The 18861-nt window shown below is 69.5% G+C and carries 14 protein-coding genes; 6 read left to right on the forward strand and 8 right to left on the reverse strand.

Annotated elements, in window-relative coordinates:
- The first annotated feature begins 35 nt into the window (after positions 1–35).
- Positions 36–1187 (forward strand): amidinotransferase, encoded by a 1152-nt coding sequence (locus ACFC0G_RS17000; RefSeq protein WP_376403797.1) that lies wholly within the window; start codon positions 36–38, stop codon positions 1185–1187.
- Positions 1188–1239: 52 nt separating this feature from the next.
- On the opposite strand, the gene ACFC0G_RS17005 is transcribed toward ACFC0G_RS17000, so the two are convergent.
- Positions 1240–3162: a B12-binding domain-containing radical SAM protein gene (locus tag ACFC0G_RS17005; protein ID WP_376403799.1), complete on the reverse strand. Its 1923-nt coding sequence runs from the start codon at positions 3160–3162 to the stop codon at positions 1240–1242.
- A 258-nt stretch (positions 3163–3420) separates the two neighbouring features.
- On the opposite strand from ACFC0G_RS17005, the gene ACFC0G_RS17010 reads away from it, so the two are divergent.
- Genes ACFC0G_RS17010 through ACFC0G_RS17030 form a run of 5 tightly spaced genes read left to right on the forward strand, consistent with a single transcriptional unit; the run spans position 3421 to position 8996 of the window.
- Positions 3421–4554, forward strand: coding sequence for an amidohydrolase family protein (locus ACFC0G_RS17010; protein WP_376403801.1), 1134 nt, complete (start codon positions 3421–3423; stop codon positions 4552–4554).
- Positions 4555–4564: 10 nt separating this feature from the next.
- Positions 4565–5824, forward strand: a complete 1260-nt coding sequence (locus ACFC0G_RS17015) for a hypothetical protein (RefSeq protein ID WP_376403803.1) — start codon at positions 4565–4567, stop codon at positions 5822–5824.
- Between the two features lie 39 nt (positions 5825–5863).
- Positions 5864–6721, forward strand: coding sequence for a hypothetical protein (locus tag ACFC0G_RS17020; protein ID WP_376403805.1), 858 nt, complete (start codon positions 5864–5866; stop codon positions 6719–6721).
- A gap of 33 nt (positions 6722–6754) precedes the next feature.
- Complete coding sequence (locus ACFC0G_RS17025; protein WP_376403807.1) at positions 6755–7744, forward strand: TauD/TfdA dioxygenase family protein; 990 nt, start codon at positions 6755–6757, stop codon at positions 7742–7744.
- Positions 7745–7772: 28 nt separating this feature from the next.
- Positions 7773–8996, forward strand: a complete 1224-nt coding sequence (locus ACFC0G_RS17030; RefSeq protein ID WP_376403809.1) for an aryl-sulfate sulfotransferase — start codon at positions 7773–7775, stop codon at positions 8994–8996.
- 22 nt (positions 8997–9018) lie between these two features.
- Here ACFC0G_RS17030 and ACFC0G_RS17035 read toward each other — a convergent pair whose 3' ends face one another.
- The 7 genes from ACFC0G_RS17035 to ACFC0G_RS17065 form a co-directional block, all read right to left on the reverse strand.
- On the reverse strand, positions 9019–9885 hold the full coding sequence (locus tag ACFC0G_RS17035; protein ID WP_376403811.1) for an NAD-dependent epimerase/dehydratase family protein: 867 nt from the start codon (positions 9883–9885) through the stop codon (positions 9019–9021).
- Positions 9886–9889: 4 nt separating this feature from the next.
- A complete protein-coding gene (locus tag ACFC0G_RS17040) occupies positions 9890–12121 on the reverse strand; it encodes an FAD-dependent oxidoreductase (RefSeq protein WP_376403813.1) in 2232 nt (743 codons plus the stop codon).
- Positions 12118–14430: a hypothetical protein gene (locus ACFC0G_RS17045; RefSeq protein ID WP_376403815.1), complete on the reverse strand. Its 2313-nt coding sequence runs from the start codon at positions 14428–14430 to the stop codon at positions 12118–12120. The genes ACFC0G_RS17040 and ACFC0G_RS17045 overlap by 4 nt, the downstream gene beginning before the upstream one ends.
- A gap of 41 nt (positions 14431–14471) precedes the next feature.
- The gene (locus tag ACFC0G_RS17050) at positions 14472–15353 is read right to left on the reverse strand and encodes a carbohydrate ABC transporter permease (protein WP_376403817.1); all 882 of its coding nucleotides are present in this window, start codon (positions 15351–15353) and stop codon (positions 14472–14474) included.
- Entirely contained in the window at positions 15350–16303 is a 954-nt protein-coding gene (locus ACFC0G_RS17055; protein ID WP_376403819.1) for a carbohydrate ABC transporter permease, read from the reverse strand. The genes ACFC0G_RS17050 and ACFC0G_RS17055 overlap by 4 nt, the downstream gene beginning before the upstream one ends.
- Before the next feature lie 7 nt (positions 16304–16310).
- A complete protein-coding gene (locus tag ACFC0G_RS17060; RefSeq protein ID WP_376403821.1) occupies positions 16311–17651 on the reverse strand; it encodes an ABC transporter substrate-binding protein in 1341 nt (446 codons plus the stop codon).
- 94 nt (positions 17652–17745) lie between these two features.
- Positions 17746–18747 (reverse strand): LacI family DNA-binding transcriptional regulator, encoded by a 1002-nt coding sequence (locus ACFC0G_RS17065; protein ID WP_376403823.1) that lies wholly within the window; start codon positions 18745–18747, stop codon positions 17746–17748.
- Between the last annotated feature and the right edge of the window lie 114 nt (positions 18748–18861).

Here is an 18861-nt window from a genome sequence, read left to right on the forward strand (position 1 = left end):
CGGGGTTCCGCCTGAGAAGACATACGGAGGATCCGTTGGAACGGACACGCACGTGGGCAGAGACGACCCGTCGCGCCACCGACGCACCCGAGGGGGAGGTCGACCTGTCCGCCGTGGCGCTCAACTCGTACACGGAGTGGGACCCGCTGCGCGAGGTCGTCGTCGGCTCCCTCTCGGGCGGGGTGTTCCCCAGCTGGCAGGAGTCCATGGCGCACACGCTGCCCGAGTCGGCCTGGCGCAACAGCCAGGAGGAGGGTGGGCTGCCGTTCCCGGCCGCCCACCTGAAGGCCGCCGAGGAGGAACTGGACACCCTGGCCGAGGTCCTGGAGGCCGAGGGCGTGCGGGTGGTGCGGCCCGACGCGGTCAGTCACCAGCGGCCCTTCCGGACTCCGCACTGGGAGTCCGCGGGCGGCCTGTACGCGGGCATGCCCCGCGACCTGTTGATGGTGGTGGGGGACGCCGTCATCGAGGCGCCCATGTCCTGGCGGTGCCGGTACCACGAAGGGGACGCCTTCCGGACGCTGCTCAAGTCCTGGTTCCGGCGAGGAGCCCGCTGGATGCCGGCGCCCCGCCCGCAACTGACGGACGAGCTCTACCGGATGCCCGGCGACGCGGCCTCCCCCGAGGGGGAGCGGTGGGCCGTCACCGAGTTCGAACCGGTCTTCGACGCCGCAGACTTCCTCCGGTTCGGTGAGGACATCGTCGTACAGCGCAGTCATGTCACCAACGAGTTCGGCATCGACTGGGTCCGGCGCGCTCTCGGACCGGGGTTCACCGTCTCGGTCGTCGAGACCGATGACCCCCACGCCATGCACATCGACGCCACCCTGGCCCCGCTGGCCCCGGGGAAGCTGCTGGTGAATCCCGAACGGTACGTGCCCCACGAGCTGTTCGAGGGCTGGGAGATCCTGCCGGCTCCGGCGCCGACGCTGCCGTCGGACTGGCCGATGTACTTCTGCAGCCCGTGGGTGAGCATGAACGTCCTGTCCCTCGATCCGGAGACCGTCGTCGTGGAGCGCCAGGAGCAGCCGCTCATCGACGCGTTGACCGCCTGGGGCTTCCGGTGCGTGCCGGTGGACTTCCGGCACGTCTACAGCTTCGGCGGGTCGTTCCATTGCGTGACCCTCGACACGGTGCGCGACGGGGGATCCGCGAAGTACCTGGCCTCCGCGGCGAAGAAGCGCTGACCCGGCGGTGGCGCGGGCGCCGCCCTCGCCACCGTCCTTCTGCGGGCCGCGATCAGGCCGTGAACAGCAGCCGCGCGTAGTCCGGGCGCAGCACCACGTTGTTGTCGTACAGGCAGTACTCCATCGCCAGCAGCGGCACCGTGCCGTCCCCGGGTTCCGTCAGTTCCTGCACGGCGCGCGTCAGGTCTTCGGCGGAGTCGAACCGGCGGGCCAGGGCGGCCCCGACGTCGTACGGGCTCCAGCGCGGCCGCTCGTCCCAGTAGCCGGGCAGCCCGATGGCCGCGAGCACGGTCCGTGTGCGGTCCGGTCGGGTCCCCACGACCAGCTCGACGAGGGACCGCGTGAGCTCCCCGAGGGGGGCGGACGAATCGGCGGGGGAAGCGGCCAAGATGCGCCGCAGCATGTCCTCGGCGTCGGCCGCGAGCGGCCGTGTGAGCGTGCCTCGGTCGAGTTGGCGGGTGAGGAAGGCCCGCCAGTCGCGGCGTGTGCGATAGGCCCGGGAGAGGAAGGTGTCCTCGACGTGGGCGAAGAACTCGTCGACCGCCCGGTTGTCGCCGAGCTCCGCCACGAGCGCCGGCGGATAGCTGAACGTGGGGTAGAGCAGGTCGACGTCGGCCAGCCGGCCGCGGGGGCTCATGGAGTAGGTGGACTCTGCGGAGTCGCCGATCAGCCCATGGCCGAGGTCGAAGACGCGCGTGGCACGAGTGATCAGGGAGTCGTCGAAGCGCTCCCCCAGGCGCAGCTCGTTCACCGCGTGCAGGGTGGTCGAGACGGTTTCGGCGGTGGCGTAGGAGTTGCCGAGGAACATGTCGAGGCGCCGGGGAGGTACGGGCTCTCCGCGCTCGCGCCGGAACCGCTCCTCCTCCTCCATCCAGTACACCTGCGCCTGTACGGCGTGCCGGGCCCGGTAGGGGACGCGCGTCTGCTTCAGGTTGTCGTCGTGGTAGGAGGCGAACTGGTTCCAGCTGGGTTCGAAGTGGGCGTCGAGGAGCGTCCGGATCTCGTCGCGGTCCAGGGCCGGGTTGGGCAGCAGGTAGCAGGTCCAGTCGACGGGTCTGGTCCGGCCCTGGTTGAGCTTCCGCATGCGCTCGGCCATCTCGAACAGCAGCGCGTTGCTGCCGATGTTGATCTCGGAGCACACCAGCCACACCCGGGTCACCCCGCGATCGGCCAGGAAGGTGATGTCGGCCATCACCACGTCGAGGTCCCTGATCCGGTGCTGCCGGCCCTTGACCACCGGCTCGGTGCAGAAGTAGCAGCGGTACGGGCAGCCTCGCTGGATCTCCACCGGGACGTGGGCGGCGTCCGGTCCGCTGAGTCCCTCCGGGCCGTAGAAGGCGAGGAGGTCGTCCAGGACGGCGTCGGAGTACTCCGTGTGGTCCGCGGGCGGCAGGAACACCCGTGGGCCGACGGCGTAGTCGTCGCCCACGGGGTGGGCCAGGTTCGCGATGCCGTCCAGATCCCGGTGGGCCAGCACGTCGTCGAGGCGGGCCATGACCTCGTCCGGCTCGCCGACGACGCCGAAGTCCGGGCGCAGCCGCCTCAGCAGCGCCGGCGCCTGGGTGGAGAAGCCGAAGCCCCCCACCATGACGGGTGTGTCCGTCAACGAGCGCACCAGCGTGATGAGTTGTTCGGTGTCGTCTACCGGCCAATAGCTGTTGCGCACGACCTGCGGCGCGCCCGGCAGGTCGCTCTCGGCGTAGTTCCAGATGAAGATGGAGTCCACCTGACGCAGGTGGATCCCGATGAGTCGGGGCCTGTGGCGGTCCAGGGTCCCGCGCAGCACGTCCTCCCAGCGGTGCTTGGGCGTGTGCAGCAGATCGAGCCGCTCGACCGTCAGACCGTGCCGTGCGGCGATCGCCGAGACCTGCACGAAGGCGTAGGGATAGATGGGCACCGCCGGGTAGTTCGAGGCGCTGAGGAGCAGCAGGTCCACGCTGGTCCGCGGACCGGTCTCCGAGATCTCGACCGACATGGGTCGCCGTCCTTCGGGGGGCATGAGGTGGCTCTGCCGGGATGGCCGATAGGGGGATATCAGGGATACCGAAGGGGTTGGCCGGTCACAAGAGGCGGGTCCCGGACAGGCTGTCCGTATCCCTCTCCCCGTCCGTACGCCGCGGGTGTCCGGATCGGGACTCCGCGCGGTGAGGGGCCCTTGACTGTGCGTCAGGTGCGCCCACAATCGACCAGAGCGCTCGCTGTCGCCCTCCAACCCCGACGCTGGAGCAAGCGTATGACCTCACCTGTCATCTCGGCGGACTCGCATGTCGTGGAGCCTGTCCGGCTATGGGCCGATCGACTCGAACGCAAGTACCAGGACAGAGCGCCGCGGATCCACTGGGATGCCGAGCGCCGTGGATGGTTCTTCTCGTGCGACGGGCTCCAGCCCGCGCTGATCAACTCGCTCTACGCGACGGACAAGTCTCCGGAGGCGTTCGCCGACACCTTGGAGTCGGGCATCGAAGCGGCCCGGGCCGGCGGCAATGACCCGGCGGCGCGGATGAAGGACATGGCACAGGACGGAGTCTCCGCGGAGGTCCTCTATCCGAGCCTGGCCATGAGCCTGTTCTGGCTGCGGGACGCGGAGTTCCAGCGTGCCTGTTTCCGCGCGTACAACGACTGGCTGGCCGAGTTCGTGAGCCACGCGCCCGACCGGCTCGTCGGCCTCGGGCTGATCTCGCTGTGGGATGCCGAGGAAGCCGTCAAGGAGGTGAACCGCTGCCGCGCCATGGGGCTGAAAGGGGCCTCGATCTGGGCCTCTCCGGCACCGGAGCGGGACTTCACGGGTGAGGCGAACGAGCCCTTCTGGCAGGCGGCCCAGGAGCTGGGGATGCCGGTCTCGATGCACTGCCTCACCGGGTACCGGGACAGCCCCAAACTGTTCGACTACAGCACGCCACTGGGGCGGATCCAGCGGAACATGGCATATCCCGAGGAGATGCAGCACTCACTCACCGACCTGATCTTCTCCGGCGTACTGGAACGCTTCCCGCGCCTCCAGCTCGTCCTCGCCGAGAACGACATCGGCTGGATCGGCTACCACCTGCTGCACGCCGACCGCATCTACGACAAGCTCGGCCCAGTCCTGGACACCACGCTGACCATGCCGCCCGGCGAGTACTTCCGCCGCCAGGTCCACGCGACCTTCACCGACGACGGGATCGGCATCGCCACGATGCGCCTGCTCGGCTCGGGGAACTTCCTCTGGGGCAGCGACTACCCGCATTACGAGGGGAGTTGGCCGCACTCACAGGACCTCATCGCGCGGTCCTTCCGGGAGGTTCCCGACGAGGACCGGCGCCAGGTGGTGTCCGGCAACTGCGCACGACTCTACGGGTTGGACCTGGCGGCACTGGACGCCGAATGAGGGAGCCGAAATGGGCGAGCGGACCACGAACCCCTGGTACCTGTTCATCGACGAGGACATAGAGAACAGAACAAGGCAGACACCGGGCTTCACCAACCTGATCTCCGACCGGCCCTACTCACTGGATGCCCCGACGCTTCAGGGGTTCGTCGAGCGCAACGCGCTGATCCGCACCTACCAGCGGATCACCCGCGACCTGTTCATGGCGAGCGTGCACGGCGAAGCCGATCCCGCCATCGCCGCAACCGTACTCTCCGGCCAGCCGCCCGAGCGCGGCCTCGAGTACCACCGCAACCTCACCGAGCGTCAGCTCGCCCTGCCGGTGTACTTCCGCACGGACGAGGCCGCCCCCGGGGCGATCGCCGAGATTCAATGCCCCGCCTCCGGCTGGGAGATCGCCGAGCAGGTGCACAGCATGTACCAGGAGTTCCCCGCCGACTTCGGCACCCCGACCCACGGCTTCGGTTCGTTGATCGGCGGGCTCGCCACCTCCCTGCACAGCCGGCTGGGCCCCGACCCCGTCGCCCACCACCTGACGAACAACGCCTCCCGGCCCCACGGGGTTCACTACACCGTGCAGCGACTGCGCGAGGCGGGCATCCGGCACTTCGGCTGGGACCCGGTCCACTGGAAGGACTGCAACTTCGTCCGGGCCCACGAGTTCTACGACTTGCGGTACAACGGGTTGTTCGACCAGTGGATGGAGGAGTGCGAGAAGGGAGAGCTCTTCTTCGACCATCCGCCGCTCCCCCTGTACGACGCCAAGGTAGCCATGGCGTGGCCCTTCTGGGACAAGACCCGCGCGTACTACTCGGACGAGATCCGCGGGCTCTTCCCGCACACCGAGCTCATCACCCCCGACGGGTTCCACCTGCCCGACGGCTCCTGGATCAGCCTGGACGACTACTGCACCCTGGGCGAGCGCAAGCGCACGTACTACTTCAAGTTCGGCAGCCATCACCCGACGCTCAACTGGGGCAGCCGCGCCGTGTACTACTCCGGCAGCTTCAGTGCGGTGGCCCTGCGGCAGTTGTTCGACCGCATCCTCGCCGACACCGCGGCGGGGCACCTCTGGGTGGCGCAGGACGCACGGATGCACCCTGAGTCGGCCACCGCGGTGACCAGGGAGGGGAACGAACTGAAGATCGACGCCTACACCAAGTTCAGCGGCTTCTACACCCCCGAAGGACTGGTCGGAGTGCTGGCCATGCAGGAGCGGTCCCGCAAGGTCCACGGGTCGCCGCAGACCGTGGTGAGCATCGCCTACTGACGGCCGTCCCGAAACCCCCGACAAGGGAGAACCACGCTCATGACCGAATCGGGCTCCGCCACATCGCCGGCCGGGCGGCAGAAGAGCGCAGAGTACTTCCGCTTCGTGGAGCGGGACGGCGTCGACTGGGACGCGTGGTGGGACGTACTGTGCGGGCGCGTCGCCGGCGCCGTCTTCCGCGGGGCACTGTCGCCGGACGTCTGCGAGCGCACCTGCCGCAGGTTCTGGAGCAGCCCACTGCTCACCAGCCCGAACGCCACCCGCAGTACCGAGCGTGCCGTGGGGCCCCTCCTGCTGGCCTCCGACACCCTGGACGGCTACCTGGCCGAGTCCGAGCGCACCCGCGTCGGACTGGCGGACATCTGCGGCGACCGCGGCCGTACCCTGCCCGCCCTGCTGGACGAGTGGCGCGCCCATCTGGCCGGCCGCGGCGTACGCTTCCGGCTCGCCCAGCACGAGGGCCGGCAGGCCGGCGCGTTCAAGATCCGCTCGCGGGCGGACAGCGAGTCCTTCGGCCTGCTGCCCCACGACGACGCCATGCACAGCTGGTTGCTCCCTCACCTCGTCGGCTTCGAGATCCAGGACGTGCAGCGCGTCTGCAACGCGCTCGTCTGCCTGGAGAACGGCCCGGGCGGTGAACTGCTCTACTGGAACGCCGCGTTCAGCCAGGAGGACCGCAAGACGCTGGGGATCCGGCCGGACAGCTACGGCTACCCGCTGGAAGCGCTGAGCGGCGTGGACCGGATCACGCTGCCGATCCACGCGGGAGACATGTACATCTTCGACGGCGGCAACGTGCACGCCGTCGCACCCAGCGGGACCGAACACGTACGCCGCACCGTGGCCCTGTGGATCACCGGCCCGCTCTCCGACGGGACCGTCCTGCAGTGGGCCTGACCCTGACGGATGAGCGAGCGGAGGGGGAACAGCATGATCTCGACAACGGCGCACCGCGCCGGGATTGACGTACGACAGGTCTCGGGCCACATCGGCGCCGAGATCAGCGGGGTCGACCTCGCCTCCCCGCTGCCGGACGCGGTCCTGGCAGCCGTTCGCGCGGCCCTGCTGCGCCACAAGGTGGTCTTCTTCCGTGGACAGCGGCTCGGCCACGCCGAGCACGTCGCCTTCGGGCGGCGCCTCGGCCGGCTGACCCGGCGTCCGGGCCGCAAGCACGGCGTGCATCCGGAGGGATATCCCGAGATCCTCACCGTCGACCCGGACGTGGAGGACACCCGCTTCGGGCGCCGGTTCGAGGAACGGCTGCGGCCCAAGGAACTGCGTCCCGACTCCGGCTGGCACGTCGACCTGGCCGCCGCCGTCAACCCGCCGGCCATGTCGGTACTGCGGGCCGAGGTGGTCCCCCCGTACGGTGGCGACACCCAGTGGACCAACCTGGTCGCCGCCTACCAGGGCCTCTCGCAGCCGCTGCGCTCGCTCGCCGACGGGCTGCGCGCCGAACACACCCTGTACGCCGCCTGCCAGCTGCTGCTGTCCGACGACGAGGACGTGGAGGTCCTGCGCCGCCTCACCGAGGACACCCTGCTCTCCGTCCACCCGCTCGTGCGCGTTCACCCCGATACGGGGGAACGGGCCCTGTTCGCGCCGCCCGCCTCGGTGACCCACCTGCTGGGACTGCTGCCGTGGGAGAGCCGCCACCTGCTGGAACTCTTCCACGGACACGTCGGCCGGCCCGAACACACCGTCCGCTGGCGCTGGGCACCCGGCGACGTCGCCATCTGGGACAACCGCGCCGTCGCCCATCTGCAACCGTCCGACCTGCACCACACCGACCACCGTCGCACCCTCTACCGGGTGACCGTCCTCGGCGACCGCCCCGTCGGCCCGGACGGCTTCACCTCCGAGGCTGTCCGTGGCGAACCGCTCATCGCCTGGGACATTCCAGAGGAGCGACGAGGATGAGGCGCACCATCCGGCCCTGGAGCACGCCGTGACCGAACAGATCAGCCGTCCGTTCCCGACCGGCCGTGGAGGGGACTACTTCGTCTACTCGCCCGCCTCCTCGTACCCCGTCCCCTACGCCACCCTCATCGACCGGACAGGCGCCGAGGTGCACACCTGGAGCCACACTGCCGCCCAGCACCCGGTGTCGGACGACCCACCGAGCTTCCTGCGAGGCTGGAGCCACGTCGAAGTCGACGCGGACGGCTGTCTGTTCGCGATGGTGCCGCTGCGGGCACTGATCAAGCTGGCGCCGGATTCCACGCTGCTGTGGCAAGCCGACATCCCCGCCCATCACGATCTGGCCCTGCTGCCCGGCGGCGGGGTCCTGACACTGGCCGGGGCGCCGCGTCGGATCGTGCTGGACGGGCTCGCCGCCACCGTGCTGGACAACACCATCGCAGAACTCGATGCCACTGGGTGTCTGCTCCGCGAGGTGTCTCTGTTCGACGTCCTGGCCACCGAACACGCTGTCGTGTCCCTCTTGCGCCAACAGATCTCGCTGAGACAGGCCGTGTTCGCCCGCACAGGCGAGATGCCGACCGGTGAGGCCGGTGACGTGTTCTCCACCGGCTCCTTCAGCGGCCCGGTCACTCGCGCGATTGCGCACCTGCGGCAGTTGCCGGGCTCGCCCTGCGACGTCCTGCACGCCAACACCCTCGAAGTCCTGGCTGAGCACCCGGCCGGGCTGTGGCCGGACGGCGCGCTGCTGGTCTCGATGCGGGATCTCGACCTGATCGCCGTAGTCGATCTGAACGCTCCTCGAGTGCTGTGGTGGTGGGGCCCGGGAGAGGTGTCCGGGCAGCACCAGCCCTCGATCCTGCCCAACGGAAACCTGTTGGTCCTGGACAACGGAAGCACCGTTGGTCGCTCTCGCGTGCTGGAGGTGGATCCGGTGACCCGCACGATCGTGTGGCAGTACGGGACGCGGCCCGGCGAGCAGTTCTTCACCGAGGTGGCGGGTGGCTGCGAACGGCTCCCGAGCGGAAACATCCTGATCTCCGACGCCCTGGCGGGACGGGCCTTCGAGGTCACGTCCACCAGGCACACCGTGTGGCGCTGGCAGACGGGGAAGGAAGCCGACTCCGTCGGTACCAGTCGGGCCACCTTCTACCGCTTGTCCCGCGTCCCCGACCAGGCGGCCGCAGCGCTCCTACAGGGCCGCCCGGCGCCCGTTCCACCACCCGGTCGTGGCCTCGTCCTACCCACCTGAGGGGGTCACTGGAGAGGTCCCTTCAGCAAGAAGGGAGACCCTCGCGGTCGACGAGATTCCTGGCCGTGAACCCCAGAAGCCTGCGCGCCGCAGAGGTGTCGACCGGGGCCGCGCGGCCCGGCAGCGGGCCGCGCAGCACGGTGCCGGGGTGGTAGCGGCGCAGCAGTTCCTCCGTCGGGTACGGGACGATGATCTCGGGGGCGCAGAGGTGCACCGCGTGCGCGCCGCTGCCCCGCACGTCCAGCGCGAGCAGTGCCGCCCTCGCCGCGTCGTGGACCTCGAGGTACGTCCACAGGTCCCTGGCGCCGGCGGCCGGGTCGGCCGTGAGCCGGGCGGCGTGCGCGAGCAGCCGTTCCTCGAAGCCGCCCACGTACGGATAGCGCAGGCACACCACGCTCATGCCGTGGCGTCGCGCCATCATCCGCGCGGTCAGCTCGTCGACCTGTTTGGACAGGCCGTAGGCGTCGGCGACCTGGGAGTCCATCGCCTCGTCGACCGGAACGTACGGCGGATGCGGATTCTCGGCCGCCGTCCAGGGCAGACCGGTGACACCCCACGAGCTCGCCAGTGCCACGTGCCGGATCCCGGCCCGACCGGCCTCCTCCAGCACGGTGAAGGTGGTCAGGCTGTTGGCCGTGAAGACCTCGACGGCGGTGTTGCGTTCCGGAGTGGGGATCGCGGCCAGGTGGACGACCGCGTCGGTGCCCTCCAGGGCTGCCCGTACGGTCTTCGCGTCGGCCGCGTCGCCGGTGACGACCAGGCGGGCCGGGAGGTCGCCGGGGTCGTCGAGGACCAGGGCGTTCGCCTCGACCCCGCGCTCGGCGAGCAGCGTGAGGACCGCTCGCCCGATCCGTCCGGCGGCCCCGGTGACCAGCACTCTCGCGACCATCGCGTCACTCCCCCGCCGCGTAGGCGCGTACGGCGACGAGGTGCGCCGAGTCCGTGCCGTTGGTGGCTTCGACGACGATCCGGACGGCCGATGTGGTGACCGGCTCCGACGGCGTGTGCGACCGGCGGCGTCGTCGGTTCCGCTCCGCGCGGGCGATCACGCGCCAGGTGCCGTCCGCGTCCCGCGCCTCGACGCGGTAGTCGCACAGGAGGGTGGGGAGGGTGTCGAAGGGGGTGCGGTGGTGGTGCAGGTTGATCAGGTCCTCGTTGACGTCGTCGTCGGCGATGACCTCGATGCGGCCCAGGGTGACCGGTTCGGGCCAGGTGAGCGAGAGCCAGGGCGAGGGATCGTCCGCCAGGGGTGCGGAGACCCACATGTGCGGTCCCGCGTACGGGCGGGCGTAGCCGTCGACGGCTTTGGCCGGGGCGTACGCCGCCGTCTCTCCCGCACGGAAGCAGAAGGTACGGCGCAGCAGACCGGCGTCCGTCCACTCGCGCAGCAGCTGTGGGGATTCGTCCTGGGGACGCAGCGGGACACGCGTGAAGCACAGGACGCCGGGGGTCGGCCGGTCGGCGCGGTGCAGGGCGATCGCGTCATTCGCGCGGATGACGAGGAAGGCGTTGCGCGGGGTGTCCGGGGACCAGTCCAGGCCGGTCTTGAGCCATTGCCGGCGGCCGGCGGCGACCGGCAGGGTGGTGGAGGTGACGAGGCGGCGCGGGACGTAGTTCTGGCCGAGTTCGGGGTCGTACAGGTCGATCACGAGCTCGGTTTCACGGTCGGCGTCGACCAGGAGTTCAAGGCCGGTGAGGTCCGGGTCGGCGGGAAGGACGAGTCCGGCGTCCGCCGTAAGCGGCCACGGCTCGTCGGAGTCCTCGACTGCCAGGCAGGACAGGGCAGATGACGCGATTGCGGTCGCCCGCAGCGCCAGGTCCTCCGGGTCCTTCGAAGCCAGCCCGATGAGCGAGGCGTCCTGACGCAGCAGCACCCGGTGCAGCTCGGGTACGGAGAGTTCGCGCGGCGCGAGCTTCCCGGCAGCGCACAGGGCCGCCGCCGTGCCCGCCGCCTGCCCGATCGTGGCGCAGGTCGCCATGACCCGGGTCGAGCCGAACGCGACATGGCTGGCGGAGATGTTCCGCCCGGCGAACAGCAGGTTCTCGGTGTTCACCGAGTACAGGCTGCGGTACGGGATGTGGTAGATCCCGTCCGCGTAGAGCTGCTTGGCCCCCGACTCGGTGGCGTACATGCCCTGCGGCGGATGCAGATCGATCGACCAGCCTCCGAAGGCGACCCGGTCGGCGAACTCCGTCTGCCCGAGAATGTCCCCCTGGTGCAGCACGTAGTCACCGAGGAAGCGCCGGTACTCCCGCTTCCCGGGCACCGAACCGACCCACTCCAGCGTCATGTTCGCCGCGTCGAACTCGCCCGAGTTCTTGATGTGGTCCCAGATCCCGTAGATCACCGACCACAGCTCGTCCCGGATCCGCTCGTTGTCGTGCACCGTGTCCAGCTCGCCGCCGAACTCGATCCACCAGTACGCACACCCGTTGTCCCCCGCCTTGATGATCCGCCGCTGCGGGATGGAGGTGGTGCTGATGTCCTTGGCGAAGTCCGGCGGCACGAACTTCACCGGACGCCCGGCGTCCTTCGTGTAGAAGAGCAGCGTGGAGCCGAGAGTGATGGCGTCGGCCGACTCCGGGGCCCACGCCTCCTCGAACTCGTCGCGCGCCTCACGGCCGATGCGGTGGTGGGCGCCGGCGAGGTGGCCGATCAGGCCGTCTCCGGTGCAGTCGAGGAAGACGGGGCTCTCGAAGCGGATGCGGCGCTCGGATCCCATCATCCAGCCGGTGGCCGAGGTGATCCGCCGGGCGTCGTCCGGGCCCTCGGCCTCGACCTCGCGCACATCGGTGTTGAGGTAGAGCGTGATGCCGGGCTCGGCGCGTACCGCGTCCAGGACCACGGCGTCCCAGTAGTACGGATTCCCGTCCGGGTTGCGGTACTGGTTCTCCACGAGCAACTCGCCCATGATGCCGCCCTCGCGGGCGTGGTGGTTCTTGCCGTGGCCGGTCGCGCCGCACACCCAGACGCGGACCTCGCTGCTCGAATTGCCGCCGAGCACCGGCCTGTTGTTGATCAGTGCGACGCTCCGACCGAGGCGGGCCGCGGCGATGGCCGCGCAGACCCCGGCCAGGCCGCCGCCGACGACGGTGATGTCGTGCCGTGCGGTCTCGTTCCTCATGCGGTACGTCCCCTGGTTCCGGGCTTGCGGTCGGGATCGGCGGCGAGGCCGTAGTAGATGCGCGGGGCGCCGTCGACGGTGAGTGTGATCTTGCCGCCGGAGGCTTTCAGGGAGCGTTCCCGGCCGATGCAGTCGAGCTCGCGCACGGTGCCGGCGGCCGCTTCGGCCACGACCTCGGTCCTGGTCGTCCAGGTGTCGACCCACGGCTCCGGCGACGCGTACCAAGGGTCCTCGCCGTGCTCGGAGTTGAGGATGTAGCCGTCCTTCCGGCTCCAGATGATCGACACCGGCCCATCGGGAGTCGTGAACAGGAGCCCCTTGATGTCCTGGTCCGCGAAGGCGAGATGGCGGACGAACTCGGCCTGGTCCAGGACCCGGGCGGCCGTGGCGAAGGCCAGCAGCGACGGCTTGGCGCTGGTGTCGCGGTTCATCAGGCCGTAGTGGTACTCGGGGTTGGCCGGGTCGGCCTCCTGCGGGTGGTGGATGATCGAGTCGTGCAGCTGGTACCAGTTGACGGCGCGCACGTTCTCCGACTTGGCGAGGGCGAGCGAGAGCAGCGTGTTCTCGGCGGCGTGCCGGTAGGTGTCGCCCCACCAGACGTTCGGGCGGGTGGGCGCGTACGCCTCGGTGAGCCAGAGTTCCTTGTCGCCGCCGTATTCCGCCATGACCTGCCGTGCCTTGCGCAGGGCGCCGAGGAAGTTCCAGTACGTGCCGGACGAGCCCTGGGTCCACTCCTCCGGCGGCGGCGCGAAGTCGGGCGTGAAGTTGCCGCGGCCGGGGTGGAAGGCGAAGACGTCGATGAGGTCCCAGCCGCCCGCGTCGTGGAAGTTCTTGGTCCAGATGTGGTCCATGCCGCCGAGGCCGGCGTTCATGACCTTCATCGTGGAGCCGGCCGCGGCGAGGCGGGTGGTGACCTGGCGCAGGCCGTCGCGGACGTAGGCGTCGGCGCCGCGGCCGGACATCCAGGGCTGGTTGACCTCGTTGCTGACCTCGAAGTACGCGGCGTCGGCGGCGAGGGCCTTGGCGACGTTGGTGTCGGCCCAGGCGGCGATCTGCTCGGGGCTGCCGCCCACGGGGATGCCGCTGAGCTGCACGTTGTGGCCGATGCCGTTGGCGTCGAGGGTCGCGATGTCGATGCCGGGGGCGCCCGCGTAGGCGATCCGGATCCACTTGATGCCGAGCGTCTTGACCAGGCCGAGTACGGCTTCCTTGCTGGGCTGGAGCAGCCAGGGGTAGTTGGCGAGGCCGAACATCGACTCCTTGCCGGCCTGGTACGCGAACTCCGGGAGCACGCTCAGATTGGTGCGGGCGATTGCCGTGTCAGCACCGCTGACCGCCTCCACACCGGTGAACACGATGTTCTGCGAGGGAGAGGTCAGCGGGAAGGAGGCGTTCCAGGCGGCGCCTGCCGCGAGGTCCTTGCAGAGGGTCCCGCCGCCGATCTTCTTGCCGCCGAAGTCCCGCGCCCACCAGGTCAGGGTCACCTTCCGGGCGGCTCCCGACCCGTTGACGACCTGCGCCTTGAGCGTCATCGTCTGCCCGGCCGACGTGTAGAGGTTGAACGGCTGGTCGGTCCACACCTCCACGCCGAGCGGCCGCTTGGCGGCGATCGTGCCCGCCGCGCGCGGCCGCAGGTCGCCGAGGACCAGATCGGCCTCGGTGACGGCGGTGCCCGCGCCGGTCGTGGTGCCGGGCGCATGGATCCATGTGGCGTTCGTGCTGGCGGGGTTGGTGGAGGAGAGGCAGAAGAAGCCCTTCGCCCCCTCCCACGTCTCCACGTACGTCCCGCCCGCGTTCACCTCGTACGGGATGCCGCCCCGGGCGTCCCGCGCCCAGACGGTCAGCGCTTCGTACGACTCCGGCGCGCTCGCCCCGTACACCGTGCGGGAGAACTGGAAGCCGGACGGGGTGAGCGTGCCGGAGCCCGCGACCTCCCACTTCAGGTGCGCCTTGCGCGCGGTGACGTCGAAGGTGCCGCGCACGGTGACGCCGGGCGCGCTGCTCCCCATCGTGTACGTGACCTGGATCGCGGGCCGTCCGTCGGCGAGCGTGATCAGGGCGGGGCTGCCGCCGAAGGTGCGCTGCTGGCCGAGCGCGGTGTCCTTGATCATGAAGTGGCTGAGGAGGACGCGGTCGGTTCCCGCACCGTCCTGGACGAGGACGCTGCCGTCGCTGCGGCCGACCAGTTTGATGCCGTCGGCCTCGACGGTGACCGGGTCGGCGGCTGCATACGCGGGAACGTTCGGCAGCAGTGCGGCGCCGGCGGTGAGGGCCGTGCCCTGGAGGAGTCTGCGTCGGGCGACTGACATGGAGGTGCCCTTCTTTTGTGTCCGGGTGCGGGTGGTGGGACTCAGCCCTTGACGCCGGTGAAGCCGAGCCCGGCGACGATGTACTTCTGGCAGACGACGAAGACAAGGACCGGCGGGGCGACGGCGAGCACCATCGCGGCGATCAGCTGGTCCTGCGGGGCCTGCGTGGCGAGCTGCGCCAGCGCGACGCTGATCGGCTGCTTCTCGGGGTCGGTGATGGCGACCAGCGGCCAGATGAAGTCCTTCCAGGAGTGCATCACCGCGAGCAGGCTGATCACGGCGATCACCGGCTTGCTCATCGGCAGCACGATCCTGGTGAGCAGCTGCCGTGTGTTCGCCCCATCGACCCGTGCCGCGTCGAACAGCTCCCTGGGCAGGGCGTCGAAGAACTGCTTGGCGAGCAGCACCGTGAAGGCGTTCGTGCCGGCCGGGAGCCATATCGCCCAGTACGTGTCACCCAGGTTGAGGTGCAGGAACGGCACGTCGATCACGGTCATGAAGAGGCTGACCATGTTCACCGTGTACGGCACGAACATGGTGGCCAGGATCGCCCCGTAGACGACCTTGCCGAACTTCGGCCTGAGCACGGAGAGCGCGAAGCCCGCCGTGGCCGAGACGAAGAGCTGCACGAACCACGATCCGCCGACCACCAGGAAGGTGTTCATCAGATAGCGGCCGACGCTGAGGTCGGTGTACGCGGTGGCGAAGTTGCCGAGGGCCGCGCGGTCCGGCCAGAGGGCGAGCGGCTGGGTGGTGAGCTCGGTGGGCGGGGAGACCGCGCCCTTGAGCATCCAGTACAGCGGTCCGATGCCGATGAGCAGCAGCAGGATCAGGGTGAACCCCTGGATGGAGCGCACGGCGGCGCGGACGCCGGGCCGTTGCCGGTCGTTCGTCGAGACGAACGTGGTGAGTGCTGTGGTCATGACGTGCTCCAGCTGCGGGTGGCCCGCAGATAGACCGCGGAAAGCAGGGCGAGGGCGAGCACCATCAGGAAGGAGAGGGCGGCGGCCTGGCCGTACTCGCCGTCCTGGAAGGCGTATCGGAAGATCAACAGCAGGACCGTGAGGGTGGCGTTGTCGGGTCCGCCGCCGGTGAAGACGTACGGCTCGGTGAAGACCTGGACCGTGTTGATCAGCTGGACGAGAAGCAACAGGCCGATGACGGAACGGAGTTGGGGCAGCATGACGTGCCAGATGCGGCGCCAGATGCCGGCTCCGTCGACCTCGGCGGCCTCGTAGAGCTCGCCGGGGATGGAGACCATGGCGGCGAGGTAGATGAGGACGGCGCCGCCCATTCCGGCCCAGGTGGCTTCCAGGACGAGCGAGAGCATGGCGCTGTCGGAGGACTCCAGCCAGGGGTACGGGCCGAGGCCGATCTTGCCGAGGATGTTGTTGAAGAGGCCGCTGCCGGGGTCGTAGAACCATTTCCAGAGCAGGATCGCCACGACCGGCGGGATGACGACCGGCAGGTAGACGAGGAAGCGGTAGACGCCGGCGCCGCGTCGCACGGTCGACATGACGGCGGCGAGGATCAGTGGCGCCGGGAAGCCGATCAGCAGGCCGAGGGCCACGAAGAAGAGGGTGTTCCCGACGGCGGTGGCGAGCAGCGGATCGTCGAAGAGCGTACGGAAGTTGTCCAGGCCGACCCAGACGGCCGGCTCCACGAGGTTGGTGCGCTGGAAGCTGAGGAGCAGGCTGCGCACGATCGGCCACCAGGCGAAGAGCCCGAAGACGAGCAGTGCGGGGACGAGGAACAGCCAGGCCGTGAGCTGTTTGCGGGCCCCGGTGCCACGCTCCCGCCGCATCGGCGGCGACTTCGGCACGGGCTCCTTGGACACTGCGGCGGTGCTCCGGGAGGGAGTGAGCAGAGTCATCGGCCGGCTACTTCTGGTCCGCGGCGAGCTGTGCGTTGACGTCCTTCTCGGCCGAGGCGAGGAGGGAGTCGATGTCGGCGTCGCGCTTGGTGAGCACGGCCTGGACCACCGGGTCGAGCGCGGTGTACAGCTTCTGCGCCTGGTACGGCGGCTCCGGCTTCAGCTCCAGTGTCGTGAGCCCGTCGATGTACGGCTTGAAGTGGTCCAGCTTCACGTTCACGTACGGCTTGATCGCGGCGTTGATCTCGGTCTGCCGCTTCCGGTCGAAGACCGGCAGGGTCGGTACGCCCACCGCGGACTTCGGGTCGGCCGAGAGCGCCTTGGCCTGGGCGGCGGCGATCTCGGTGCTGTACTGCGGCTTGGCGTAGGCGAAGGTCAGCCAGTCGACGGCCGCTGCCGCGTGCTTCTTGTCGGCGGACTTCGGGACCATGTAGATGTCGCCGCCGGTGAGGGTCGCGTCGCCGCCGGACTGCGGCATCGGGGCGGCCCCGAAGGCGTCGATGTTCTCCATGCCGAACTGCATCTTCGCCAGCCGGTACGTCCCCGGGCTGCCCATGAACATGCCGACCTGTCCGGCCGCGAACTGCTTGATCACATCGTTCTGGTTGACCAGCAGCGTCTTGCCGAGCGAGTCGTCCTTCCACCGCATGTCCTTGAGCAGCCGCAGCGCCTTCTTCGTCGGCTCCCCGGTGAGCGTGGCGGTGTACTTGCCGCCCTCCTGCTTCTGCAGCTCGCCGCCGAAGGCGTACGAGAGCATGGTCAGCTGCCAGCCGCCCTGGTTGTCCTTGGACTCGTGGACGAAGCCCGCCTTGCCGGTCTTCTCGCTGATCGCCTGCGCGGCGGTGCGGACCTCTTCCCAGGTGGCCGGCGGCTTGTCGGGGTCGAGGCCGGCCTGCTCGAACAGCTCACGGTTGTAGACCAGGCCCTGGGCGTAGGGGTTCTGCGGTACGCCGTAGACGTCGCCGCCGTCGTCGGTGAGCTGCTGGAGGACCTGCGGGTTGAACTCCTTGAAGTGCTGCCACTCCTTGAGCTGCCCGGTGATCGGCTGGACCTGCTTCTGCTGGATGAGGCGCTGCGGCTCGGTCAGCGGCACCTTGATGACGTCCTCGACGTTGCCGCCGGAGAGCTTGGCGGAGAAGGTCAGCGGGTCGAAGACCGTGGTGGAGCCCTTGACCTTGATGCCGGGGTGGGCCTTCTCGAAGTCGGCGACCTGCTTCTTGAAGAGGGCGAGGCCCGGCTTGTCGGTGGCCGGGGGCATTCCCTGCACCCGGAGGACGAGATCGCCGGAGGTGTCGGCGCCGGTCGGGGTGAGGGAGGAACAGCCCGCGAGGGTCACGGTCAAGGCCATGGAGCCACATATGGCGGCATAGCGGAAGGTTCTGGGCATGACGGCTCCAAGAAGGGCAGGGGTGAGCTCGGTGCGGTGTTGTGTTCGCTAGGGATCAGCGGGTGGGCGCGGGGCCCGTGGAAGCACGGGGGATCAGGCGGGAGCCGATCTCCACGATGGGGGACGTGGCATCAAGTCCCTTGGCCTTACGCTCCCTTGAGCTGGCGATCGTCTCGATCAGGAGGTCACCCGCACGGGTGGCGATCTCCTCGGGGTCGATCCTGATCGTGGTGAGGCCGGGGGTGGAGACGGAGGCCAGCAGGGTGTCGTCGATGCCGATGACGCTCACGTCGCGGGGCACGCTCATGCCGAGGTTGGCCATCTGGTGCAGCACGCCGAGGGCGACGAGATCGTTGTGGGCGATCACGGCGGTGGCCTCGTGAGCGGCGACCAGGGTGGCGGCGTGCACACCCGTCTCGAACCTCGGCTCGTACGGGCCGAGTTCGTGCAGGGAGAGGTCGAGCGCCTCGAAGGACTCCTGGATGGACTTGCCGCGGCTCAGTTCGGCGCGGGAGGCGTTGACGAAGACGCAGCGCCGGTGACCGTACGCCTTCAGCAGCTCGGCGGCCTGGGCGATCCCGGCGGAGAGTGAGATGCGGACCTCGGGGATCCCGGGGACGTGGCGGTTCACCACCACCAGCGGCATCCGGCCCGCGAGTTCATGGAGGCGCCCCTCGGTGAGGGTCGAGGCCCACAGGATCAGGCCGTCGACCCGCTTGGACACGGCCGCGATGACGGCCAGTTCGTCCGCCTCGCGCTCGTCGCTGTCGGCGACCAGGACCGTGTAGCCCAGACGGCGGGCGCGGGCCTGCATCGCCTTGATGATCGGCGGGAAGAACGGGTTGGCGATGTCCGGGACGATCAGGCCGAGCGTTCCGGTGGAGCCGCCGCGCAGCGAACGCGCCGCCGGATTGGCGGAGTAGCCCAGCTCGGCCGCGGCGTCGAGGATGCGCTGCCGGGTCGCCGGCTGCACCTGGTCGGGCGCGGTGAACGCACGGGACACCGTCGAGACGGAGACACCGGCGGCACTCGCCACCTCCCGGATCGTGACTCCCACGGACGGCCTCCTCGTCGTCTGAATCCTGCCAACGCGGTTGATGCTTGCGAACGTTCCCGGGAAGTGTCAAGACGTGTGACACGACTTGATCGTCGACAGAATCCCACTCACTGC

The organism is Streptomyces sp. NPDC056169 (genome assembly GCF_042268445.1).
Lineage (GTDB): Bacteria > Actinomycetota > Actinomycetes > Streptomycetales > Streptomycetaceae > Streptomyces.